Raw genomic sequence first — 25,196 nt, 5'->3', positions numbered from 1 at the left:
TTTCTGGGAATCCCTTAATTGCCTGCTTTTACCGCATTAGCCCAGGTCTTGTCGAGTGTCTTGATGAATTCATCCTGGGTTACCCCCTGGGTGTAGTAGCTCTGCAGCAGCTTAGCTGTCTCATCGGTTACACCATTCGGGAGCGACAGATCCAGATAAGCCTTGCCTTCAGAGACATAGGAGCTGGCCTCGGTTACCCACGGGTAGGTATTGTAGGTATGCTGCTTCGCTACCGGATTAAATTTCAGTTCCTCGAACAGCGCCGAAGAATCCTTGTCATCAAGCACATAATTCACCAGATCCAGCGCCACTTCCTTGTTCTTGCTGTTAGGGGATACGGCCAGTGAGGTGGAGGTCGCCAGATTAATCTGTGTAGCAGCAGGATCATTGCTTACAGGAAGCGGAGCTACACCAAATTCCATGTCAGGATTAGCCTTCAGGATGGATTCCGCCTGCCAGGGTCCCTGCACCCACATCGCTGCTTTGCCGTTTGCAAAATCTGTAGAGCCGGCCGCACTGCCCACCTCAAACGGTTTATCCGTGCCGTTAGCCATAATCAGATCAATTATGTTGAAGACATCCTTCACATCCGCGTAGGAGGCTTCGCCTTTGTTCATTTTCTCCACCCAGTCCGGATGCTCGGAGGAGACGATGCCCCCAAGAGACAGCGCCATCATCAGCTGCGGAATCCACGATTCCTGAAAGCTCAGCTCGAACGGCTTAATCCCGGCCGCATCCAGCTTGTCAATCGCCGCCTTCATCTCATCCAGCGTCTGCGGCGGCTGAATGCCGAGCTTGCTGAAGATCTGCTTGTTGTACAGATACCCCCAGGACAGGCTTTCCAGCGGCAGGGCCACAACCTTGCTGTCATAGGTAACGGTATCCCGGACACTGTCATACAGCTTCGGTACGAAAGCCTGATCTGACAGATCGCTCAGATAGCCGGCCTTGTAATACCGGGGCACATCCGCAATGGCATGGAGGGTGAATACATCCGGCGCATCATTGGAAGCCATGCGGGTCTCCAGAATCTGCTTGGCCTGATCCGGGTTCGGCATCTCCAGCTTCACGGTGACATCAATATTTTTCTCCGCCAGCTCCTTGGCCTTGAATTGCTCGAAGTACTTATCGAACTGATCCTTAAAGCGCGGGAAGCTCATAAATACCTTCAGCTCGACTTGCCGGGCCGGTCCTTCTGTCGCCGCTGCCGCACTCTCCGCCGGAGTGGAACTCGGGCTGTCACTTGCCGTATTTCCATTCGAGCCGGAGCTGCACCCCGATACAATTCCCAGAACAAGCATCAGTGTCATTGCCGTATTAAGCGCTTTCTTCATCTCTGTTACCCCCTTCTGTTATCTTTGCCTCTTTAGTGTAGGGGATATAAGGGGCAGCGTCTTTTGAGGATATTAACATCGGGAGTTGTATTATATTGATACGCTTTCATTTTTATTTATCATCCGCAAAATTCACTTCTCGCTCCGCAGCTCACCGGGAGGGATGCCGAAGTGCTTCTTGAAGACACGGTAGAAGTACGCCAGATCCTCATAACCGCAGAGTGCGGCGGCATCCTTGATCGGCAGATCACGCGCAGCAATCAGCTCCCTGGCCCGTTCCATCCGCAAGGAGGTGATATGCTCGATTACAGTGTCACCGGTTGCAGCCTTGAAGGCTCGGCTCAGATGCTCCTTCGTCACCAGGAAATGCGCCGCGATTCCTTCCAGAGACAGCGGCTCATGAAAGTGGCCGCGGATATAAGCCTCAACCTCCGCCATATCCAGCCTGATGCGGTTCCTGCGCTGCTCCAGAGCCGTGTTGACGAGCTCTGTGAAGTGAGCTGCCAGCCCCGTCACCATGGCCTGGACCGACGGCCACGGCTTATCTGTCGTTCCCGCATCAGCTCCCGGGTCCATCCCGCTGGTCTTCGCAGCTTCCCCTGCTAGCAGCAGCAGATCACGGGAGGTCCGCTCAAGCATCGCTTCCAGCTGATGCTGCGGCACCGAGTGTTCCAGCTCCCGTCCCAGCTTCTCCAGCTCCTCCCTCACTGCCGGCTTGTTCAGCGCCAGCAGCTGGTCATAGATCCGCTGGCGGTAGGCGAGATAATGCTCCATCAGCGATTGTTCCATGAGCATTAAGGGCGACCCGGTTAAGCGCTGCCGTTCCCGTTCCTTCGCGCATGCTGAGAGAACATGATTCAGCTCCGTCCGGTCCACAGGCTTCAGCAAATATTCAGCCGCCTTCGAGCGGATGGCCTGCTTGAGATAGACGAAGTCGTCATACCCGCTCATTACAATAATCTGTACCTCCGGGTACTGGCGGTTCAGCCTCTCCAGCAGCTCCACCCCGTCCAGTCCGGGCATCCGCATATCGGTGATGACAAGCCCGGGATGCAATGCCTCGATCAGCTCAAGCCCTTCTATTCCGTCCTCCGCCTCGCCGATCACCTGCATTCCGTGCTCCTCCCAGGCCCCCAGCGATTTCACCACCTGTCTGGACCAGGGCTCATCGTCAATAATCAGTACCTTCAGCATTTCGTTCATCCCCCTCTGCGGCCGCAGGCCACCGGATCACAACCATTGTTCCCGCTCCGGCCTTGCTGTATATGCTCATTCCATACTTCTCTCCAAATTGCAGCACAAGCCGCGAATGGACATTGCTCAGTCCGATCCCCATTCTCCGCTTCGGAGGTTCCCCGGCCTGTGGCGCGGGATCGGCCGCCATGGTGACATTGCCCCTAAGCGCAGCACGGATCTCCCCGAGCCGCTCCGGCGCCATGCCGACCCCTTCGTCCTTCACCATGAACACGGTGCGGCTGCCGATGGTCCTGATCCGGATGATCAGCTTCCAGGGTCCCCGCTGCGGCTGCAGGCCATGCTCAAAGGCATTCTCCACCAACGGCTGCAGCGTAAATCGCGGCAGCAGGCTGAACCGGGAGAACTCATCCGCCTCCATCACTACGGTGCAGCGTCCGAGGAAACGGTTCTCCTGAATGAATACATAATTGCGCACATGCTTAAGCTCTTCCTCCAGCTTCACCAGCCCGCCTTCATGGCTGATGGAATACCGCAGCAGATCGCCAATCACCCGGGTAATGCTATAGATATCATCAGCATTCCTCGACAGTGCCATCCCCCCGATCAGCTGAAGCGTGTTATTCAGGAAATGCGGATTGATCTGCGCCTGAAGGGCAAGCAGCTGGGCATTCTTGACCTCAATTTCCTGGCGGTACTCTACCTCAATCAGCTCCCTGATCCGCTCCATCATCGAGTTGTAGCCGCGTTCCAGCAGCCCGATCTCATCGCGGCTCTGCACAGAATGCTGTTCGAAGTTGCTGACATGCGCCTTGCGCATCGACATCGCCAGACCGACAATGGGGCGGGTAATCCGCAGCGAGAACAGGATGGACAGCAGAATAGAGGCGATGACGAATAACCCGCCGGTCAGGAATCCGGCAGCAATCGTAGGCCTTGCGCTGCTGGCGACAGTAGTCAACGGTATGGCCTTCACAAGGGTGAGCTGGCCATCCGCCACTGTCTTCATGAAGAAGAAGTAACCGTCCTTCTGCCGGAATTCCAGTCCATGCTCAGAGATATTCAGCTCCTGCAGCCGCCTGCCGATATCACCGGAGCTCTCGGACATCGTCGAACCTGAGAGCAGCTCCCCTTCATCATTCAGCAGGAAGACCGAGCTCTCGGCCTCGGACTGGAGAATATGGCTGACCTCTTCCCATACCTCTGTATTAATCCGCACTCCTATGCCTCCGAGTAACCGGTGATCCTCAAACCTGTTGATTCCGTGATACGCGTAGATCCCGCTGCCATTCTGTTTGAAATACATATTGACTGGCTCACGCGACAGCCGGCTCCAGGGACCCGTGTGTATATTAAGCGGGGAAACGCTTCCACTATTGACAAAGTCAACGGAAATGGCTTTCAGCTTCTCGTGCATGTATAGCGTCAGCTCATCTACCTTCCGGGAGTTAGTATAGAATTGCGAGGTTATGGCTTCACGGATATTGTTCAGCGAGCGGTACTGGTTACCGGCGTCCGGACTGTCTGTATCCGTAAGTCCGGCCATAAGCTGCGGATTAATCTGCAGGGTGTAGAACAGGGTATCCAGCTGTTCGATCAGCTCCTCCAGATACTGGTCGGCCCACTGCATCCGGGAATCATTCGCATTGATCATTTCCTTCTCAACGGATTGCCGCGTGTTGTAGGTGGCAATGGTAGTGACAGTGAGCACCGGCAATGTGGTCAGGCACATCATAATGACCAGGAGCCGGATTCGGAGACTGGTCCCCTTCATCATAGGCTGCTTCCTTTCCGCGAAGCTGGATTCCTTTTACCGTCAAAATATAGCATGCGGGATCTGGACAGACAATACAGTGCTGAGAATATTGCCGTCGGATCAGAATTTCTGTGAAGTATCAGGCTTCATTCCGCTACGCTGCACGGTCTGTTCTTAAGCCCATCCACGTCAAAAAGGGTACCCTCCGGCCATGATCAACTTCCTTCACGGCTGTTTGGCACCCTGTTCCTGCTTCTTTTCTGACACTCGGCTTCCGTTTATTTCTGCAGCTCCAGATCCTTCTGCTTCAGCAGGTCTGCGTATTCCGCTTTGTGTTGCTCAAGCTTCAGCTTCAGCTCGGCGCTGCCGGGATTTGATTTCAGCTCGCTGCTGGTCGTCAGAATATTGTTGACTGCAATATCAATTTTAGCGTCTATAACTTCCAGCTTGCTCTTGGTCAAGGTCAAAGCAGGATCCGGCGTTGCAACCGGCACAGGAGTCGCAGTTGGAATTCTATCGCTGGATGAGAAAAAATCCGTCCCCGTCTTCTCCACCAGGCTGATCGTTTTGCCCTCTACAGTAACTTTGAACCCGGCTAATTCTCCGATTGCGCGAACGGGCGCATAGCTTTTGCCGTCAATTACGATGGCCGGATCGGCCAGCTTCTTCCCGTACACCTTCACGCTATACTCCGCCTGAATAGCCTTTCCTACTAGTGTTGCAGAAGCGCCCAGCGCCTGCGCCCCCATCATCAATATCGCTCCGGCGATGACTCCGGCAGCAATCTTTTTCATAAGAAATTCACTCCCTGTATTTAAGACTATGACTATTATTCTATCATTTTATAGCCGTCCGTGCCTCTTTGCCGATGATTCTATTTGGCTATATCTGATCGGAAATCTACTGTATTAGAATCTGCCAGCTCCTCCATGTTAAACTAGAGAAGTAACCGTTAGAACGTAAGTTGGCGTACTACATTTTTATTATGCTTTTAGATAGGCTGAATGTAAGAAACGTACGGTCTTATTATGAGTGTAATGATAGGAGCTATATTATGAGAGTATTAGAGATTATATTAACCGTGTCAACCCTATTATTTATGCTAAGCTTTGTGTTTCGCAAATTACCTCTCAAGGTACAAATGGGATTAACTGCGGTTAGTATTACATTATGTGCTGCACAGCTCTGGTTCGAAGGGTACCGTTGGCAAATGGCGGGCGTGTATGTAATTGTACTTCTTGGCATGTTCATCCGCATTTCCAAAATCATTAGAGGCCGTTCGCAGGAACCGTTGTCTAGTGGAAAAACCTCCGGAACATCTATTTTCCGCTTGCTGAAACGCTGCTCTGTAGCTGCAGGTCTACTCATGGTGATCGGCTCGGCAGTGCTGTCTTCCATTCTCCCGGTTGTGGAGCTTCCCGCTCCGGAAGGGCCCTATGCCGTTGGTGTGCAGACTCTTCATCTCACCGACAGCAGCCGGCCAGAACCTCAGACGCCAGATCCGGGGGATTCAAGAGAGCTGATGGTTTATGTCTGGTATCCAGCCGCTGTGAAGCACGGGATGCACACTGCTCCCTGGCTCCCTGGTGACCGTCAAAGCAACCGGAAGCTGATGTCCGCTTTTGCCGGATCATTGAGAGTCCCCTCCTTCGCCCTGGATTATTGGCGTTACATTCATACGAATGCTTATCCTGATGCGGACTGGCTTCGCTCTGAAGGACCTTATCCGCTGATCCTGATCAATCATGGCCTCGGTTCCTCCAGCCTTCTGCATACCTCGCTTGCAGAGAATCTGGCATCAAACGGTTATATTGTAGCAGCCGTAGATCATACCTACAGTTCAACAGCGACCTTGTTTCCAAACGGCACAGTTACCGGGTTTAATGACTCTTTAAGCGCCGATAATTTCACAGGAACCGGCACCCAGCTGGGCAACATATGGAACGGCGATAACCGCTTTGTCCTCGGCCAACTGAAGCAGCAATTCGCAGATTACATAAATGCAGAACAAATCGGGGTGATAGGTCACTCCTTCGGGGGAGCGGCTGCGTACGAGGCGATGTTCTCGGTTCCAGCAATGAAGGCCGGGATAGACATGGATGGATCCTTGTATACCCTTACCGGGCCGAAAATGAGCAAACCGTTCTTGTTCATAGAGTCAGAGGAATACTATAACGTGAAGAAGCAGAATACAGATCCTGACATCGATGCCGAGGAAAAAATAATGAATAATGTCTCGCTGAACGGGGGCGGCCGGCTCTATATCAAAGGCACTGCACACTACAACTTTACTGATCTGCAGTTCTATTCAAGCCTGCTAAAATATACCGGAATGACGGGCAGCATTCATAGTGCGCGAAGCAACGAAATTGTAAACCGGCTGGTACTGGATTTCTTCAACGAGCATTTGAAGGGAATCCCTTATGATCCAGATGATCCTGGGGCTGCCGGGTATGATGAGGTGGTTAGGCCTTAATCTCCTTGGCATACTTCCTACTAAATTAGCCTTCCGAATGAATATAAGAAAGATCAGTATCCGCATCCGGTACTCATAGGTACACTATATAAAAGGACGCCTCTGCATCATATGGATGCTGTAGAGGCATCTTTGTGTTGTAAGCCGATTGTACGCGGTGGCTGTTAATCAGTACTATTGAGGATTGACAACTATCTTATTCCTCTCTATTATAATTAAATGATAATGATAATCATTATCTAGAATAGATTCTTTATTGCCTCTCCAGCAGGCATTTACCTGTTAATTTCCATACATAAGGTACATAAGTGCACTGGTGTCCATTTGTCTGCGGAAACAGGTTTTTTTATGGAAAAATTCATCATAAAGGAGCGTCACCTATGCTGAGCACAAAAAAGATATTTCTTCCGTTAACCCTTCTGATCCTCACCTTAATCCTGGCAGCCTGCGGCCAGTCAATCAACACGAATAACGCCGCCCCATCTGCGGCTGCTGCAACTGAGTCCCCTACGGCCAGTCCGGTAGCAACCGGAGATGCGGCTACAACAAGATTGTACACGGATTACAAAAAAAGAGAGGTTGAAATCCCAACTGATCCGCAGCACATTGTCTATGTCGGCAGTAATCCGGGTGACCTGCTGGCGCTGGGGATTAAGCCTGCGGGAGCTTCGCTAAGCGTCATCGGCACTCAGGTGGCTTACCCCGATCTGCTCGAAGGGATTGAGGACATCGGGTATCCGTTCTCTGCTGAGAAGATTCTGGCCTTGTCCCCGGACCTGATTATCTTCGACGACTGGGATGAGACCGGGATTGAAGCGTTAAGCAAAATCGCACCGACCGTGGTCGTGGGACTGGACGGCACCTTCCCGACGGAGGAGCGTGTCCGGCAGCTCGCTGACTTGTTCGGCCGCACGGAAGCTGCTGACCGCTGGTTCAACGATTACCAGGCGAAGGTTGCCTCCGTGAAGAAGCAGCTCAATCTAACTGAAGGTGATACAGCTACCTCCCTGCTGGTGCTTGGCTCCGAGCTGTACATTATGGGCGGCAAAGGGCTGAACGAAACCCTGTACGGACAGCTTGGCTTCAAACCGGCTGAAGGCGTACAGAAGCTGGTCGATGCCGGCGAACGGTTCGTAACCATCTCTGACGAGGTGCTGCCACAGTATATTGGAAAGCACATGTTCATCCTTACCGACACCAGCAGCAAGACGGCTGCAAGACAGAGCGCGCTGATGGACAGCGGCTTATGGAAAGCGATCCCTGCCGTCAAGGAAGGCCGTGTATACACCTTCGACAGCAAATATAACTTCGATGACCCGATTACCCTCGACCGGCTGCTGGATGAGATCGTTGAGATTTTTGGCAGCAAGGGTAAAGAGTAAAAAGGTAAACAGTAATTAGAAATTAATCGCGCTGGCGAATTGTATTCGGTTTATAGCATACAATTCGCCACGTACCTTCGGGAGTACCCATTGTATTCGGTTTTCCGAATACATTCCGCCCGTGCGATAATCGCTTACAACTCATCGCAAAAAAGACTTAGGCTGCCCGGGAAAATCCCTGCAGCCTAAGTCTTCGTCTAGCCTATACTTCTACTCCCGCTTACCTGCCCGCCCTCACCGAAACCGCACCCTTCGCGGCGATATCAAGGGTCAATAATTTTTCCCCCTCCATCCGCACAGCCACGGTCTCCGGGGTCTCTCCGTCGTTGAACAGGACGACTGCGATGGACCCGTCGCGGTTGCGGAAGGCCACGGAACGCACGGGCTCATGGCTGGCGGCAGACTCCAGGCGCAATGCCCCGGGGCGGATCACCTTGCTGAAATGTGCCAGTGCATAGTAGTCCAGAGTGTACGTCAGCTCCCGGGTCTGCTGGTTGACCGTCACTACCCCGCGGCAGGTGCTCTCCCCGAAGCCGGGCACCGTAGGGCCGTTCAGTTCATCCAAGGCCATATTCCATAGCACGAACGATTTGCTGTGATTCCGCAGAATCTCAATTCCCGTGCGCATCACATTGGAGAAGGCCTGCTCGAACGGGGGAATCCATTCCCCGCCGGAGCCTTCGGTGAAATGGACCTCATGATCCGGGTAGGCCGCCTGCACCTCCGACTGCGCGGACGCCGCGCCGCCGTACCAGTGCCAGGCTACGCCGTCCACCTCTGCCCCGGCTTCCTCCAGAACAGACAGCGGATAATCCGGCCGGTCCCAGTTATGGTCATAGCAGAAGATTTTGGCGGCCAGCCCGTGCTGCCTGAACGCAGGCTTCAGATAGTCCCGGATGAACTCCCGCTGCTCCTCCGGCAGCATCAGCATACTGGGGTAATGCTGCGGCTCATAGAGCGGCTCGTTCTGCACAGTGACAGCATAGATAGGTAAGCTATGAGCGGCATAGGCCTGAATATAGCGAACAAAATAATCCGCATAGACTCCGTAATGCTCCGGCTTCAGCCGCCCGGCGATCATCAAGCCGCTGGTCTTCATCCAGCCCGGCGCACTCCAGGGGGAGGCCATCAGCTTCAGCTCAGGATTAAGCCTGAGTGCCTCCTGCACCAAAGGAATGATGTCTGCTTCATCGTGGGCGATGGAGAATCCGGCCAACTCCGGATCACTCCCGCCTTCAGGCAGATCATTATAGCTGTAGACCGTTCTGGCATAATCCGATGCGCCCATGGGATTACGCAGGAAGGACAAGCCGATCCCCGCCTGCGGATCGAACAGCTTGCGCATTACCTCCGTCCGCTGCTCTGCACCTAGCACCTGATGGATCAGGTAGGCGGCCGAGTCGGTGAAGGAAGCCCCGAAGCCATCCATCTCCTGATAGGTCTTACTCGCATCAATGTCTACGGTGACCGTAACTGCATCATCAGAAATCTGCGGCAGCTGTGCTGCGGACTGCTCTATAAACAGCTCGTTCTCTCCGCTGGACTGGTACATGATCATTTCCCGCATGTGTTATCCCTCCATCTTCTTATATAAAAGGGCCCAAAACGGGCCCTCCCTTGCGCCTTGACTACTTAATGCCCAGCTTGGCCTTATTGGCCTTCATCTTCTCGCTGCGGACCTCTACGATTTTGCTCCAGTTGTTCTTGTCCAGGAAGGCCTTATGCTCCGCCAGAATGCTGTCAAAGGTTGCCTCGTCCTTGGCACGGATCATGCTGACCAGCGTGGTGTTCCAGTTCGTATTAATGGCCGTCTGGCCGCGGGCTTCCGCCGTCCCCTGATCGGGGTTAATATTCTCCAGGATGAAATGCGGCTTCAGCTTGCCTTTACCCCATTCCTGCATCTGCTTGATCGACTCGGGGAAGGCGTCCTTGCTCAGCGCTTTGTGGCGGTCATGTCCGAAGAACATGAATTCGCCCATCCGGTAGTCCTTCTTGAACTTATCCGCATTATTAAGCTGCAGGTCCTTCACTTCCGGCAGCAGCTCAACCGTACCGTCGGGATTGGATTTATAAGTTACACCTTCAATCCCGTAGTTCATCAGCTTCTGCCCTTCTTCGCTCAGCAGATACGTGAAGATCTGAATCGCTTTGGCCGGGTCCTTGCAATTCTTGGTGATGTAATTGATCATCCAGCCGGTAATCCCGGATTGATTGAGGGTCGGCTGATGTCCGACGGTGCTCTGCGGCCCGTCAACAGCCATATACTCCTTACCTGGATTGGCACTCATGAAGATCTGCAGATTGCCGCCCTGCTGAGGCGTACCGTCAAGCAGCATCGTTGCGTATTTGCCGGATTTCACCTTTTCCTCAAAGCCAGTTCCGTCATCCGCGAAGCTGTCATCACTGATCGCCCCGTCCTGGTACACGGCATTCAGCGTCCGCAGCCAGGTCAGATAATCCTCATCCAGATTGCGGTTGTAGAACTTGCCGTCCTCCGTCTCCAGCGGAACGCCAATGAAATCCTGCAGCGCATCCCCGAGCGAGCCGGTCCCTTCCCCGATGGCATTGAACCCGAAGGGGATCATGTCCGGGAATTTGCTCTTAATTTCATTCATTGTCTTCTGGAAGGCCTCCGGGGTCCCGAAGTCAGGGCTACCCAGCGCTTCATACACATCCTTGCGGATGACAAAAGCCGTCTTCGCCGGAATATTGCCACTGTCATAATCTGCCTGTGTATTGGAATAGTTCGGATAACCGTAGGTTTTGCCGTCCTTCAGCTGGAACCAGTTCAGCGTGTCGGCAGCGGCCACCTTGTTGAAATACGGGTCATACTTCTCCGCCAGCTCATTGAGCGGAAGCGCCCAGGTGGAGGCCTTTTGCACAACCGGGGAATTGGAGTCGAAGATCGTCAGCAGATCCGGCATATCGCCGCCCGCGAAGAACGTATTCAGCTTCGTATCGTCCCCGGTAATGAACTTGATATTGATGTTCAGATCCTCTTTGATCTTCTTGGTGACCACATCCTTGCCGAAGTCCGTATTCCACCAGTCTGCGTTCACATACCAGGTTAAGTCCGTAGTCTCCTCTTTCTTATCGAGCTGCCAGGCCGGAGTCTCCGGGTCTACCGTATACCGGTTGTCCAGGGACACCTCTACCGCCTTAGTGGAGCCGCCGCCCGAGCTGCAGCCTGCCGCCACCAGCATAGCCGCCATCAGGAGCAGCGCGGATTTTAGCGTTTTTGTGCCGAGAACCTTAGTCATCTTGATCATCTTCTTGACCTCCTATAATGTAGTGAACTTCTTCTACTCCTTGACCGCTCCCAGCATCATGCCCGAGATGAAGTACCGCTGAAGAATGGGATACATCGCAACAATCGGCAGTGTGGTAATGACGATGGTGGCCAGCTGAACTCCTTTGGTGGTGGTCTCAATGACGACGGAGCCTCCGATATTCTGCATGGACTGGGTCTGCGACTGCACAATAATCTCATACAGCTTCATCTGCAGCGGGTAGAGCGCCTGATCAGTAATGTACAGCTTCGTGGTCATGAAGTCGTTCCATTGTCCCACCCCATTGAACAGGGCGATGGTGGCCATCGCGGGCATGGACAGCGGAATGAAGATTTTGAGGAAAATATGCCAGTCGCCTGCGCCGTCAATCTTGGCCGACTCCTCCAGCGAATCCGGCACGTTCCGGAAAAAGTTCATCAGAATCACCACATCGTAATAACTGAATAATGCGGGGATAATGTAGACCCAGAAGCTGTTTAGCAGCCCGAGCGATTTGATAAGCAGATACGTCGGAATCATTCCGCCGGAGAAAAACATCGTGATGACGCCCATCGCCACATACAGCTTGCGGCCGCGGATGTATCTTTTGCTGAGACCGTAGCCGATCATTGCGCAAAAGAACACGTGGGTGATCACCCCGAGAAACGTCTTGGCGACCGAGACAATGAAGGATTGACCGATCGTGCTGTCATTGAAGACCGCCCGGTAATTCTCCAGCGAGAATTCTTTGGACCAGAAGATGAATCCGCCCTCGGCAAGCGCCCTGCCCGAACTAAGGGAGGAGATAATTACGTTCCATAGGGGAACGAGGATAATAACCATGAAGCAGACCAACAGCACCTTATTCACCGCATCAAAGATCCGGCTGTCGAGATCTTCCCGTATGACCTTCCGATTCACTCTAACGCCCCCTCTACAACACGGATTGATTATCGTTCAATTTACTGGTGACCTTGTTGGCCATAAGCAGCAGGATTACCGACACAATGGAGACACCGAGGCCGACAGCCGTAGCATAAGAGAAATCGCCCTGCGTCATCCCCATGCGGTAGACGTAAGAGTTGATAACCTCTGCTTTCTCCCGGTTCTGCGAGTTCATCAAGACCAGCGTCTGATCCAGATTCGAGCCGAGTAGGCCGCTTACCGTCAAAATCAGATTCAGGCTGATGATCGCCTTCATGTTCGGAAGGGTGATATTCCAGATCTGACGCAGCCGGCCGGCTCCATCAATCCGGGCCGCTTCGTAGTAGGTGGGGTCAATCTTGGCCATAATCGCCAGATACAGAATGGTGCCCCAGCCGGCTTCCTTCCAGATATCGGACAACGTGGCAATCCACCAGTACTTGCCTGCATCCAGCAGGATGTTGGAAGGCTTCGAGATCAGCCCGAGATTCAGCAGCAGCTCATTGAACAGCCCCGAGGTGGAGAACCAGGTGATCAGCATCCCGCCCAGGACGATCCACGACAGGAAATGCGGCAGATAGGAGATCGTTTGGACGAATTTTTTGAAGCGGCCCATGTTCAGCTCGTAGATCATAATGGCGAGGATAATCGGAATGATGAACCCGATCCCAAGCTTCAGGAAGCTGATGCCCAGCGTATTGATGACAGCATCCCAGAAATATTCGTCTGACAGAATAATTCTGAAGTTGTCCAGACCCACCCAGGGTGCCGTGGACAAGGTATCAATGACCGTGTAATTCTTGAAGGCAATCGTCAGCCCGTAGATCGGTATGTAGCAGAAAATAATCATGAAAATAATGCCCGGCAGCACCATCGACTGAATCTCCCACTGCCTCTTGTAATCGGTTACAAATTCATTGATCCGCTGCCCCATGGGCTTCTTGGCGGACGGCGGAATCGCTGGCGGGATGGAAGCTGATGTTGCAGACGCTGATGTTTTATTCATGTTCTTGTCCCCCTCTCCATTTAGATATCCAGTTGGTGCTCACATTGGTGCTCAAAGCAATAAAAACGTTTTTATTTTGGCGCAAAAAATCCCCCTCCTGTAAAATCAGTTTCACCCGCTGCCCTCTATCTGCGGTCCTTCCGCTCCAGCTTCACATGACTTGAGCCTCTTACGACCAGCTCGCCCTGCAGCTTCTGTGCTGCGCCCTGCTCCTTGTCTTGAATCATGCGGACCAGATGATCGATCGCCAGCATGCCCTGTCTTGCAATCTGATTCCTTACCGTCGTGAGCGGCGGCGAATAATAAGGAGCGATATCAATATCATCGAAGCCCATCACACTGACATCCTGCGGCACTTCATACCCATAGCTCTTGAGCGCTTGAATACAGCCCATGGCACTGATATCGTTGCCGGCCAGGAAGGCGTCGGGGACTCTCGCGGGATGCAGGCGGAGGTAAGACTTCACGGCATTATAGGTGCTGTCCTCCTCAAAATACCCCTGAAGGATAAACTCCTCCTCCACCGGAAGCTGGTATTCACGCAGCGCGGCCAGATAGCCTTCCTTCCGCTGCACACTGTCGAACATCGTATCCACGCCGGAGATATAGGCAATCCGCTTATGCCCCAGGCTGATCAAATACTTCGTAGCCTCATAGCCTGATTCATAGGAATCAAAGATAATGCTGCCCATCCCTTCATCCTCCAGCACCCGGTCCAGAAACACCGCCTTGATCTTGTCTTTCTTCATAGCGGCAATGTCCTGCTCGTCGATGCCCAGCTCCTCATAGATAATGACACCATCCACCCGCCGTCCGAGGATATTGCTCATAATGACTTGTTTGTCCTTGGTGACGAATACATTCAGGCCATAGCCCAGCCGGTCGCACTGACGGGACATGGATTCAACCAGCTTGTAGAAGTATGGACCGGATACACTTGTTGTGAAAAAACCCAGCATCTTCGTGGTACCCGATTTCAGCAGCTTACCGTTCAGATTTGGCACGTAATTCAGGCGCTGGGCCACCTTCAGAATATGCGCTTTGGTCTCCGGGCTCAGCACATCCACATCATTCAGGGCGTTGGAGACCGTCGAGATGGAGACCCCGGCTTCCCGTGCGACATCTTTGATCGTTATCTTAGCCATATCAATGTTCCTTTTTGATAAAAACGTTTTTATTGACTCTAAAGTAACATGAAACCGCTTTAAATACAACACTTTTTCTCATGGGCTTGTCCTGCCACCTTTTCCGCTCATTATTGCCCGCCAGACACAAGGCCTCACCTCTGTCTAGCATACAATAACTTCTATGTCATTAAATTCATCTTATTTTACTATAAGACAGCGGGATTTAGCTATGCCGGAGTAAGGTTACACATCACAGCCTTATGCCGAAGAAAGGCCTTGCACAGCTTGGCAGGCCCTCCTTTGGCATATCGTATTATTTGGTCAAGCCCAAACGCCGGTAACGCATCACTCTGCGGTACATGGATTTATCCTTCAGCTGATTAAAAATGTAGGGATCGGGATTCATATTCACTTCAATGATCCACGGCTTCAGTGAGTGGTCTAGTCCGACATCTACACCGAATTGCCGGTGGTGCGGATAAGTCTTTTTCAGTTGCCGCGCTATGCGTGTGCCCAGCCGGTTCATTTCCCCCTTAAGCTGCACAATCTGCTGCGCAGACAGATGGGTGGAGAGCAAATGCTCCACTGCGGTCGGTTTGCCGCCGCTGTGGTAATTGGTCACAATTTTGCGCGGATGCCCCAGCCGCCCGATAATCCCCGTAGCTTCCCATACGCCCTTGGGACTGAGCTGCACCATTACCCGGATATCGAAACGGCGCCCGTGATGCTTCAGCAGGTGGATACCTTTTTGCAGCAGATAGCTCCTCTTCCCGATTCTTGTCGCCAGACTGTGATGAAAAGCCTCAAACGTAGCGAAACGGCGCACGGTCTCCTCATACTGATACATATATCCCTGCCGGTCCTTCCGCTCCGCGCGGATCACCCCCATGCCATATGTTCCCCGTTCCGGCTTGATATAGATCATTCCATAGCCGTGCATCATCTGCTCCAGATTACGCCTGTTAAATCTCCGGGTATCGGGGATGAACCCCTTAATGGTCTCGTTCTTAAGCAGCAGTTGTGTCTTATACCATTTGCTCAGTCCTGAATGAATTGGTTTGGCTGTCACTTATGCACTCTCCTGTCCGGGCTGGGAGCCAACGCTCCGTTTTAACATAAAATTACATATTCACTGCATCCTATGCCGCCGGAGGTGCCGTGGAATATATCATTTGCCCCGTATAGAAAGATTAACTTGTGCAGGATAATTGCCCTCTCCATAGCAGCTCAGCAGGCATACGCTAGTGAAGACGATCAAATGTCAATATATGTATGGAGATGAATCTATGTCCCTTGCTGCTGTAAGTGTAACCTCAAGCGCTCCACCGATCGACGTCCTGATTCCTGCTATCGAAAAGGATCTCGCCACCCTCCCTTATGTGATTGATAGTCTTCGCCGTTATGTCCAGCACTCTATCAGCAATATCTACATTGTCTCGCCGGAGAATAGTAGAATCAGACAGCTGTGCTCCCGGAAAGCTTGCGTCTTTGTCAATGAAACCACCGTCCTCCCATTCACCAAAAAAGCGATCCGCTATTCCTCTTCCCGCTGGAACCGGTCAGGCTGGCTGTATCAGCAGCTGCTAAAGATGAACGGGGATCAGGTGTGCCGTGAGAAGTATTTCCTGGTCATTGATGCAGATACGGTGCTCATCCGTCCCCATCGCTTCCGTACCGGCGGGAAAAGCATCTTCTATTGCCGCAACTGGAGCCAGCCGGAGTATTTCCGCACCTACCGTAAGCTGCTCGGTGCCCCTGCGCCTTCACCCAAGTCGTTCGTGACCCACTACATGCTGTTTGAGTCCGCAAAGCTGGCCAGTCTCAAACGAAAAATTGCAGCCCGCCACGGCATGTCCTGGCACGCGGCTATTCTGCACTCGATCAACAAGAAGCGGCAGTTCGGCTTCTCCGAATTCGAGACTTATGCCAACTACGTATACAGCGCAAACCGCACCTCTGTGCTGCTCAAGAATGCCAATAATAAAGCGCTGAAGACCCCGGCGGGCTCGCTGACTGAGGCGCAAATCCGGAAGTACGCCGGGACTTACCGTTCGCTCTCCTTCCACCAGCGCAAGGGATACTCCACTCCGGGCAAGCCTTAAGGAGGCAAGAAACGTGATGCATACTATTCTTCTGTGCGGCGGCTCCGGCCAGCGGCTGTGGCCTCTGTCCGGCAGCATCCGCTCCAAGATGTTCCTGCAGCTGCTGCCTGCACCGGGCGGGGGCACAGAATCCATGATCGGGCGGGTATGCCGTCAGCTCAGTCAGGCCGGACTGGATAAATCCCTGTTGCTCGTGGCCCATCAGGAGCAGGTAGCCCTCACGCAGCGGTATACCGGAAGCAATTATCCGGTAATCGGAGAGCCGTGCAAGCGCGGTACCTTTACTGCTGCCGCGTTCGGCGCGCTGCACTTGCTTGCCACCGGAAAGGCACAGCCGGAGGACATCATCTGTATCGCTCCGGCAGACATGTATGCGGATGATGATTTCTTCCGCCAGTTCCATCAATTCGAGGCACTTCTGGCCGATTCTGGGGCCGAACTCCTCCTGCTTGGAACGAGGCCTTCCTATCCCTCAGAGCAATACGGCTATATCGTCCCGGCACAGGAGGACGATGGCGGGTATGCTCCGGTACTATCTTTTGCAGAGAAGCCGGATAAAGTTAAAGCCCTGGAGTTGATGCAGGAGAAGGCCTTATGGAATTGCGGGGTGTTCGCTGCGCGGCTCAGCTTCCTGCTGGAGCATCTGGAGAGGCTGGGGCTGCCTGTGGAATTCGCAGTATTAACCGCACTGTATCCAGAGCTCCCGGTGCGCAGCTTCGACAAGGAAGTGGCAGAACGCAACACCAAGGCTGTTGTCTTACGGCATGAAGGAGAATGGTCCGACCTGGGAAGCTGGGATACGCTGACGGCCCGGCTGCCCTCACAGGTCATTGGAGTAGGCGGGCTATGGGGAGAATGCGGAGACAGTCACCTTATTAACGAGCTGGAGGTGCCGCTGCATGTCATTGGGGTCTCCGGTATAGTCGCCATAGCCGGTCCCGAAGGCATCCTGATCGCAGATAAGAAGGACGCTAACACCATCAAGGATATTCTGGCGGAGAATTCAGTAACGCAGCCGAGGTATGGTGAAACAGGCTGGGGCAGCTATACCGTGCTGGACCGGGAATCAGACGGCTCCCGGATTGTCCTTACGGCAATGCTTAGCCTGCTGCCGGGCCATAACATACCTGAGATGACCTGTGAGCATTGTGCCAAGTCCTGGATGATTGTGTCCGGTCACGGAGAGGTATGGGTGGATGGATGCGCAGCTGAAGCAGCGGCAGGCGGGATCTATACAATAGCCCGGGGGCAACAGCATACGCTCAGAGCTTTCAGTGCAATGAAGCTGATCGAGGTACGGACTGGCGAAGGAGGAGACGACGGGCGGGTGTACGGCTGCTGATATGAAGCTCCAGGGCTTCTTCGCAGATCCCGCCGCCACAGGCAAAAGGGATATCGCAAACGCCAGAATAGCTGGCCGTTTACGATATCCCTTATTAGTGGTGAAGGCTGTTGCCCACTATGTTAGGAGCAGGAGTGCTGCGGACGGATCACTGTATTGCGCAGATTCTAGACGGACGGCGGCAGGAACTGGAACCATTTGAAGTCAAACCGGCTGCCCGGCAGGAACAGGAAGGTAACCGTCCCGCTGCCGCTGACCGGCGGCTCCAGGGTGAATTCACGCTCAATGTAGCTGCCGCTTCCGGCGAATTCTATCAGTTGCTTCGTTTCGCCGCCGGAACCGCTGAACAGGATCTGCAGTGTATTGTTCGCAAGCGCTGAGCGTCCGCAGATTACCACCCGTGAGCCTTCCGCTCCGCCGAAGTCCATTCCGGCAAATATAAGCGACACATTGTTGCCGATTCCCTCGACGGCATCTTCAGTTAGGGTGAAGGTATCCCCGTAGACCGCAGTGTTGGCCAGGGCATTCAGACGCTCGAACGCCTTAGGCTTACGGACAAAGTAGAAGCCCTTCAGATGAATCTTCTTGCGCAGCACGAAGGACAGAGAGGTGATACCCGTCAGCCGTCTGGGAAGCGTATAACGTTCTTCCTGATATACATTCCAGCGGGATGGCTTCTGGTAAGTCATGGTGGTGAGCCGCTCGGCACCAGGCTGCCCGGGCACGCCTTCCCATATCTCAATCGGGAATTCCTGATCATCAAGCGAGAAGATTGGCAGAATAATCTCATCAGCCCCATACTCCCCGAAGTCAATCCGTTCGAAGCAGATCCGGCTCTCCCCTTCGCGGGCAGTGGCAACACCCCGTTCATTGCCATTGGTCAGATTCCGGCTGTGGCTGCTGCTGAACCCGGAGGAGACAAATTCATACGGATTCAGATAAGCTTGACCAAAGCCTGTCAGCCTGAATTCCATTTGTGAATAGAGCCGTATTCCGTCAGCGCCATTGGCTGTTCCGCAGCGGATATATACATCTCCGTCACCGAGAGCCGTAATGACCGCCTCATGCCCATCCGTCTCCATGGCAGCAATATTGGCATCAATCCCGGCAGCGTTCGTAAGCCGCCACTCGACATCCTGCCAGGAGGCACCCTGTGGATGAAGCTTGACGCGGACGGGAAGCGACGGCTGCTCCGGTGTCAGAACATTGCCTTCGGGACAGATAATCTCCAGCTTGCGGACCGGGATCTCTCCATCCCGTCCACTCTCCGGATATCCGGATGCCGCATCTGCCTCCAGCGGATTGTGCGCATACAGATACAGCTCATCCCCGGCAGCCGTTCCCGGTGCCGGCAGCACCGATTGCAGCGTAAGCTCGGCGGAAGCTAGTCCCTCCGAAGCTGCCCGCAGCGTAATTGTTCCAGCCTCCAGTGTACCGGCAATCACTGCCAGCAGCTTACCGCTGAACAACCGGCGGCTGACGCCTTTGTAGGAATCATAGTCCGTGCTGTCCCCGTTATCCAGACCGATCAGCCGTCCGGGGCCTTCAATACGGAGACGGACCCGGTTATTGGCATTCGCTACCGGACGCCCCTCCTGATCCAGGGTGCTGATCGTTACAAAGATAAGATCCGTACCGTCTGCCGTAATTATCTGTTTGTCGGGAGTAAGGACAATCGACGCTGCATCTCCGAAAGAGGAAATCTGATCTGTGGCAATAACCTCCCCCTGCTCATCATAAGCTACAGCCCGCAGAACACCTTCCGCATAAGGCAGCTGCCATTCTCCAAGCAGCTTATGCCCGTGAACATGATCAATCTCCACAATGCCCTGCGGGATTTCATTCACGAACAGCTCGATGCGCGGAGCATTGGAGCAGACACGCACATCAATCAGCTGACCCTGAGAGAAGTCCCAGTACGGGAAGATATGAACCATCGGATGTGTACGGTAATCCGTCCATTCCGCCTGATAAATATAATAGGAGTCTTTAGGGAAGCCTGCGGTATCCAGCTGCCCGAAATACGAATTCTTGGTGTGATACGGGGTAGGCTCCCCGATATAGTCAAAGCCGGTCCAGAGAAACTGCCCCAGCGAGAAGGCGGCATCCCGGTCTGCGGTGATGCAGGCCTCCGTGCTCTTGGCTCCCCAGCTGGTAGAGCTGTTCCCGAGGGAGGAGCACTGCTGGTCATCATCGGCCAGCACGGACTGGGCCAGCGGGAAATGGTAGACTCCCCGGCTCTGTACGGTCGAGCAGGTCTCGCTGCCGTAGATGATCCAGTCCGGATGCTCACGGTGATGCTGCTCATAATATTTCTCCGCATAATTGTAGCCCGCCACCTTAACGATATCGGCGCATTTCTGCGCATTCTCCCAGGGCATATAGTTCGAGCCGATGGTGACGAACGCATTGCGCCGCGGATCATGGATCAGCACCTCAGCCTGCAGCTCGCGGGTAAGCTCCTGGCCCCGGCTGTCCGCATGGGTATCATAAATCTCGTTGCCGATGCTCCACATCAGCAGGCTTGGACGGTTCCGGTCACGCCGCACCCAGCTGGCCACATCGCGCTTCCACCACTGCGGGTAGAAGCGTGCGTAATCATAAGGCGTTTTGCTGCGCTCCCACATGTCGAAGGCTTCTGATACGATCAGCAGCCCCATTTCATCGGCCATCTCCATGAGCTCTGTCGCCGGCATATTATGCGCGGTACGGATGGCGTTAACCCCCATTTCCTGCAGCAGGACGAGCTGGCGGCGCAGCGCCGCCTTGTTCACAGCAGCCCCCAGAGCGCCCAGGTCGTGATGCTGGCAGACTCCGTTTATTTTGACATGACGGCCGTTGAGGAAGAGGCCCTTGTCACTGTCCAGCTCCAGGGTCCGGAAGCCGAACCTCTCCTTCTCCACTTCAATCACTTCATCCTCAGCCAGCAGTTCGGTTTGCAGAGTGTAGAGATGGGGACTGGAAATATCCCATAGCAAGGGCTGGTCAACAGTCAGGCGGCTCAGGCAGTGTACGGTCCTCCCGGCCTGCATAGGCACCTCCGTGATGTGCCCGGTAATTACCGCTCCTTGCGCATCCAGAATGCTGTGCCGCAGCTTCAGCTTCGTTCCCTGTGCCGCAGCTTCGTCTGCGATACGCAGCTCCACATCGACATCCACCGTCCAGGTATCACCTTCCGCTGCTCTGGCTGCAATATAGATCCCGTCAGCGGCAATATGCGTCTTCGGTGTCGTCTTCAGCCAGACCGGACGGTAGATTCCAGCCCCGGAGTACCAGCGGGAATTGGGAGATTCGTGGATCACACGCATATATATTTCATTCTCTCCCTCTATCAGGTACGGGGTAATATCGAATTCAAAGGTAGAATATCCGTATTTCCACTCCCCCGCCTCCTGCCCGTTCACGTATAATGTGGAGTTCATATACACTCCTTCAAAACGCAGGGAAACGAGCTCATGGGCAGGCACTTTATCGAACTTAAGGCTGGTGCGGTACCAGCCCTCTCCGTTCTCATAGAGATTATGAGTATCATAGATCAGCCAGTCATGCGGCAGCGTAACCGGCATCCATTCCTTATCTGCGGCTACCTTGGCGAGCTCCGAATAAAGCGGTTGCTTGCTGAATTGCCACCCCTTGCTGAGTTTCCTTTTTAGACTCATTGCTGCACTTCCCCCTTGATAGTCCTACCCCTTTAATGCCCCTACCATCACGCCTTTAACAAAATACTTCTGCAGGAACGGATACAGCACCAGGATTGGGGCTGTACTCACGATAATTGCTGCATACTTCAGCGTCTCGGTCACATCCCGGCTATGGAGCAGTGTTGTGGTGCCCAGCATGCTGGCATTATCGTTCTCAAGAATGATATTTCTGACCACAAGCTGGATCGGGAACAGGCTCTGGTTCCGCAGGAAGATCATCGCGTTAAACCAACTGTTCCAGTGGCCTACGCCATAATACAGGATCAGCACAGCGACAACTGGCATAGACAGCGGAATGAAGATGCGGAACAGGATCGTGAAGTGACCTGCACCGTCCAGGAAAGCGGACTCCTCCAGCTCCCTCGGAATCGCCATGAAATAAGTGCGCATGATGATTAGGTTAAACGTACTAACTGCCGTAGGCAGAATCAGCGCCCAGAGGCTGTCGAGCAGGCCATAGGATTTCACGATCAGATAGAAAGGCACCAGTCCCCCTTGGAAAAACATGGTGAATACAATGAAAAACATGATCGGCTTTTGCAGCATGACCCCTTCCCGTGACAGGAAATAAGCGCCCAGGGAGGTAAGCGTCATGTTAATGCCAAGTCCCACCACCAGGATGAACAGTGTATTTTTGAAGCCGGTCAGAATGACTGGGTTGTTAAGCACCGCCTTGTAAGCTGCCAGCGAGAAGCCTTGCGGCCAGAGCAGAATGCCATCGAAGGAGATCAGGCGGTTCCCGTCACTTAACGAGGAGAACAAAATATACAGCATAGGATAAAGTGTCAGAATAATCATAAGCACCATAATAATCGAATTGCAAATATCAAAGATTCGTTCACCGAGCGATGCTTTAATCATAGTTGTCCCCCCTTACCAAAGACTGTTTTTACTTGCACGTTTACTGAAAGAGTTAGCGAGCAGCAGAATGGTGAAATTGATGACGGAGTTGAACAGACCTACCGCCGCACTGTAGCTGTAGCTGAATTCCAGAATCCCTTTACGGTAAACAAAAGTGGATATGACATCAGCCGTCTCGTAAATACTGGCGCTGTATAACAGAATGATTTTCTCAAATCCGACATTCATAATATTTCCGAGTGCCAGGATCAGCATAATCATAATCGTAGGCAGAATGCCGGGCAGGGTAACGTGGCGGATCTGTTGAACCTTGGTCGCTCCGTCGATTTTGGCAGCCTCATACTGCTGCTGGTCAATGCCGGTGATGGCTGCCAGATAGATGATTGTTCCCCAGCCGATTTGCTGCCAGATCTCACTGATTATGTAGATGGGGCGGAAGGACTCGGGCTGTTGCAGAAATGAGATCCGGGTGCCGCCAAAATAGGCAATGACATCGTTAATCAAACCATCCGATAAGGTGAAGTAGCGCACAATTCCCGCCACAACTACTAGTGTAATAAAATGCGGCATGTAGGTAATAGTCTGAGTGATCCGGCGGAAAAGCGGGCTTTTCAATTCATTTAGCAGCAAGGCCAGAATGATCGGTGCCGGAAATCCGATGAGCAGATTGAAGAAGCTTAACAGAACGGTGTTCTTAATTACGCGGAAAAAGTAAATACTCGAAAAAAAAGCTTCAAAGTGCTTGAACCCCACCCATTCACTGCCCCATATTCCTTGGGAAGGCACAAATTGCTTGAAGGCAATAATCGTTCCGTAAAGCGGAACATAGTGGAACAAAACATAATACAGGATGACAGGCAGCATCATCAGATACAGCCATTTATTGCGCAGTAAGTCTTTTCCCAGTCTGGTTTTCAGCATATTTCCCTCTCCTTTGCTGCAATGTTTAACGCAGGGACTGCCCGTATCTGTTCTCTGTAGCAGCCCCTGCCGTTATAAGTTTAGTTAGCGGTTCAAATAACGTTCGTAGGCCGCTTGTTGAATTTCCAGTGCGCGCTCGATGCCCAGATCCTTCATTTGCTGAACAGCTTGATCGTATTTATCAACAGATTCGGTACCCAGGATGATCTTAATCTCCGTTTCTTTCACAAAGGCGTTGATATCGTTCATAATACTGCTCATTTCATCCGCTTCTTCGGCAGTTGGTGTTACCGGAGGAAGCAGGTGGCTCTCATGATTGGTCTGTTTCCAAATGCCGATGGATTCAGTAGTTGCCGGATATTTTGCCGGCAGGTTGTTGTCCTGCTGAATCATCGGGAAGTTGGTACCGTGAGAATATTTGGACATGACCTGATCACTGCCGAGGCCCTCCGGATTCTTAACTACAAGATCGGTATATACGGGCTTTCCGTCTTTGAGCGTGTAAGTAGTGCCTTCAACCCCATAGGTATTCAGCATTCTGCCTTCTTCGGTAAAAGCATAATCCAGCCAGCGCATGGCAGCTTCGACATTCTTGGTGGTGGCAGAGATGGCCGCCGAGCTTGTCCCCGCATAGGCATTATCCAGCTGTCCGAACTCCGGAAGTCCACCTTTGACAGCAGACGGGTATGGAGCGGCTACGAAGTCAGCCTTCGGATCAGTTTGCTGTACGGCTGAATTATATTTCTCAATATAGTACTGCCAGCCAATCGTTGCACCGCTTACATTTGAAGTCATTTTTTTATCGACTGTAGCTGCATCAATAGAGGCGAAATCCTTGTCGATCAGCCCTTCTTTGTACCACTGGCTCATCGTAGTCAGGTAATCCTTGTAGCCCGGCTCCAGATAGCCGTACACTACTTTTCCATCATTGACATAGAAGTTCCCCATCACGCCGAAGGCTCCGGCGAATCCGCCTGTTCGTTCACCCAAAAACATCGTGCGAAAGGTTACAGGGGAGGCAGCATTCTTTTTCTCTTTAAAAGCAGTCAATACGGTGTGCCACTCTTCAATCGTTTCCGGGATGCTGAGATTCAGCTCTTTCAGCCAATCCTGACGGATAATCGGCCCGCCATAGACACGTCCGGCTTCCGAGCGGATGAACGGGAAGGCATAGTAGGTGCCGTCATCCGTTTTGATCATTTTGTCAATTTCCGGGTGCTCCTGGAGGGTCTTTTTCAGGTTAGGCGCGTATTGCTCAATCAGATCATTAAGCTTCAGAATATATCCCTGCTCTACAGCCTTGTCAGGACCGCCCGGATATTGCAGCCATGTATTCAGGAAGATATCCGGCAGTTCACCTGATGCCAGCAGCAGACTGAACTTCTGATCAGTCATGGGTGTTCCGCCCAGCTGTTTGATGATGATTCCTGTGCGTTTCTCGTATTCGTCATCGACCGGCAGACGTTCCGGCGTGCCTCCCAGCTGTTCGTTCATATAAGTCAGCTCTATTCCGCCCGTCATCGGATAAGTGAAATCTGCAGCGGCTTCATTTGAAGCAGGGGCGTTCCCTGCAGATGTGTTTGGAGCGCTCTCATTGTTCACATTCCTGGAACTGCTGCAGCCTGAAGCCAGCAATGTGAGACCTAACAAAACGACAACCGGTTTGTGAAGCCTGTTCGTTCCAAATAATTTCATCGCTAATTCGACCTCCGTTATATGTTTAGTTAACGACTTGATGCCTCTACAATGTAAGCTGAATCTTGTATACAAACAATATTCAAAATGCGGAATCCATTGTTAA

General features: G+C 52.9%; 18 protein-coding genes. 4 read left to right on the top strand and 14 right to left on the bottom strand.

Annotated features, from left to right (window positions below; genetic code table 11):
- Positions 1 to 14: 14 nt before the first annotated feature.
- The 4 genes from C173_RS28845 to C173_RS33200 form a co-directional block, all read right to left on the bottom strand.
- The gene (locus C173_RS28845) at positions 15 to 1,334 is read right to left on the bottom strand and encodes an ABC transporter substrate-binding protein (protein WP_036731721.1); all 1,320 of its coding nucleotides are present in this window, start codon (positions 1,332 to 1,334) and stop codon (positions 15 to 17) included.
- 132 nt (positions 1,335 to 1,466) lie between these two features.
- Entirely contained in the window at positions 1,467 to 2,528 is a 1,062-nt protein-coding gene (locus tag C173_RS28840) for a response regulator transcription factor (protein ID WP_036731719.1), read from the bottom strand.
- Entirely contained in the window at positions 2,506 to 4,305 is a 1,800-nt protein-coding gene (locus tag C173_RS33205) for a sensor histidine kinase (protein ID WP_051478581.1), read from the bottom strand. Before C173_RS33205 ends, C173_RS28840 begins: the two co-directional genes overlap by 23 nt.
- 257 nt (positions 4,306 to 4,562) lie before the next feature.
- On the bottom strand, positions 4,563 to 5,078 hold the full coding sequence (locus C173_RS33200; protein WP_051478579.1) for a hypothetical protein: 516 nt from the start codon (positions 5,076 to 5,078) through the stop codon (positions 4,563 to 4,565).
- A gap of 260 nt (positions 5,079 to 5,338) precedes the next feature.
- Here C173_RS33200 and C173_RS28825 point away from each other — a divergent pair, with 260 nt between their 5' ends.
- Entirely contained in the window at positions 5,339 to 6,760 is a 1,422-nt protein-coding gene (locus C173_RS28825) for an alpha/beta hydrolase family protein (RefSeq protein ID WP_036731717.1), read from the top strand.
- A 380-nt stretch (positions 6,761 to 7,140) separates the two neighbouring features.
- On the top strand, positions 7,141 to 8,142 hold the full coding sequence (locus C173_RS28820; RefSeq protein ID WP_051478575.1) for an ABC transporter substrate-binding protein: 1,002 nt from the start codon (positions 7,141 to 7,143) through the stop codon (positions 8,140 to 8,142).
- A gap of 220 nt (positions 8,143 to 8,362) precedes the next feature.
- Here C173_RS28820 and C173_RS28815 read toward each other — a convergent pair whose 3' ends face one another.
- From C173_RS28815 to C173_RS28790, 6 genes are all read right to left on the bottom strand, one after another.
- Positions 8,363 to 9,709: a glycoside hydrolase family 30 protein gene (locus tag C173_RS28815; protein WP_036731715.1), complete on the bottom strand. Its 1,347-nt coding sequence runs from the start codon at positions 9,707 to 9,709 to the stop codon at positions 8,363 to 8,365.
- A 61-nt stretch (positions 9,710 to 9,770) separates the two neighbouring features.
- A complete protein-coding gene (locus tag C173_RS28810) occupies positions 9,771 to 11,411 on the bottom strand; it encodes a sugar ABC transporter substrate-binding protein (RefSeq protein ID WP_036731712.1) in 1,641 nt (546 codons plus the stop codon).
- 33 nt (positions 11,412 to 11,444) lie between these two features.
- Positions 11,445 to 12,332 carry a carbohydrate ABC transporter permease gene (locus tag C173_RS28805; RefSeq protein ID WP_036731709.1) on the bottom strand — a complete coding sequence of 296 codons (888 nt, stop codon included), beginning with the start codon at positions 12,330 to 12,332 and terminating at the stop codon, positions 11,445 to 11,447.
- 13 nt (positions 12,333 to 12,345) lie between these two features.
- Entirely contained in the window at positions 12,346 to 13,341 is a 996-nt protein-coding gene (locus C173_RS28800) for an ABC transporter permease (protein WP_051478573.1), read from the bottom strand.
- Positions 13,342 to 13,466: 125 nt separating this feature from the next.
- Positions 13,467 to 14,486, bottom strand: a complete 1,020-nt coding sequence (locus tag C173_RS28795) for a LacI family DNA-binding transcriptional regulator (protein ID WP_036731707.1) — start codon at positions 14,484 to 14,486, stop codon at positions 13,467 to 13,469.
- Between the two features lie 295 nt (positions 14,487 to 14,781).
- Positions 14,782 to 15,537, bottom strand: coding sequence for a YheC/YheD family protein (locus C173_RS28790; protein ID WP_036731704.1), 756 nt, complete (start codon positions 15,535 to 15,537; stop codon positions 14,782 to 14,784).
- A gap of 217 nt (positions 15,538 to 15,754) precedes the next feature.
- Here C173_RS28790 and C173_RS28785 point away from each other — a divergent pair, with 217 nt between their 5' ends.
- The gene (locus tag C173_RS28785; protein WP_036731702.1) at positions 15,755 to 16,570 is read left to right on the top strand and encodes a DUF6492 family protein; all 816 of its coding nucleotides are present in this window, start codon (positions 15,755 to 15,757) and stop codon (positions 16,568 to 16,570) included.
- 16 nt (positions 16,571 to 16,586) lie between these two features.
- Positions 16,587 to 17,912, top strand: coding sequence for a sugar phosphate nucleotidyltransferase (locus tag C173_RS28780; RefSeq protein ID WP_036731700.1), 1,326 nt, complete (start codon positions 16,587 to 16,589; stop codon positions 17,910 to 17,912).
- Between the two features lie 167 nt (positions 17,913 to 18,079).
- On the opposite strand, the gene C173_RS28775 is transcribed toward C173_RS28780, so the two are convergent.
- From C173_RS28775 to C173_RS28760, 4 genes are all read right to left on the bottom strand, one after another.
- On the bottom strand, positions 18,080 to 21,571 hold the full coding sequence (locus C173_RS28775) for a sugar-binding domain-containing protein (RefSeq protein ID WP_036731698.1): 3,492 nt from the start codon (positions 21,569 to 21,571) through the stop codon (positions 18,080 to 18,082).
- A 24-nt stretch (positions 21,572 to 21,595) separates the two neighbouring features.
- Entirely contained in the window at positions 21,596 to 22,474 is an 879-nt protein-coding gene (locus C173_RS28770) for a carbohydrate ABC transporter permease (protein WP_036731696.1), read from the bottom strand.
- Between the two features lie 12 nt (positions 22,475 to 22,486).
- Positions 22,487 to 23,395, bottom strand: a complete 909-nt coding sequence (locus C173_RS28765) for an ABC transporter permease (protein ID WP_036731695.1) — start codon at positions 23,393 to 23,395, stop codon at positions 22,487 to 22,489.
- A gap of 84 nt (positions 23,396 to 23,479) precedes the next feature.
- Entirely contained in the window at positions 23,480 to 25,090 is a 1,611-nt protein-coding gene (locus tag C173_RS28760; RefSeq protein ID WP_036731692.1) for an extracellular solute-binding protein, read from the bottom strand.
- Between the last annotated feature and the right edge of the window lie 106 nt (positions 25,091 to 25,196).

The sequence above is a fragment of the Paenibacillus sp. FSL R7-277 genome (genome assembly GCF_000517965.1).
Taxonomy (GTDB): Bacteria; Bacillota; Bacilli; order Paenibacillales; family Paenibacillaceae; genus Paenibacillus_AQ; species Paenibacillus_AQ silagei.
The sequence above is the reverse complement of the archived record's forward strand: the minus strand, read 5'-3'. Positions and strand labels throughout refer to the sequence as shown.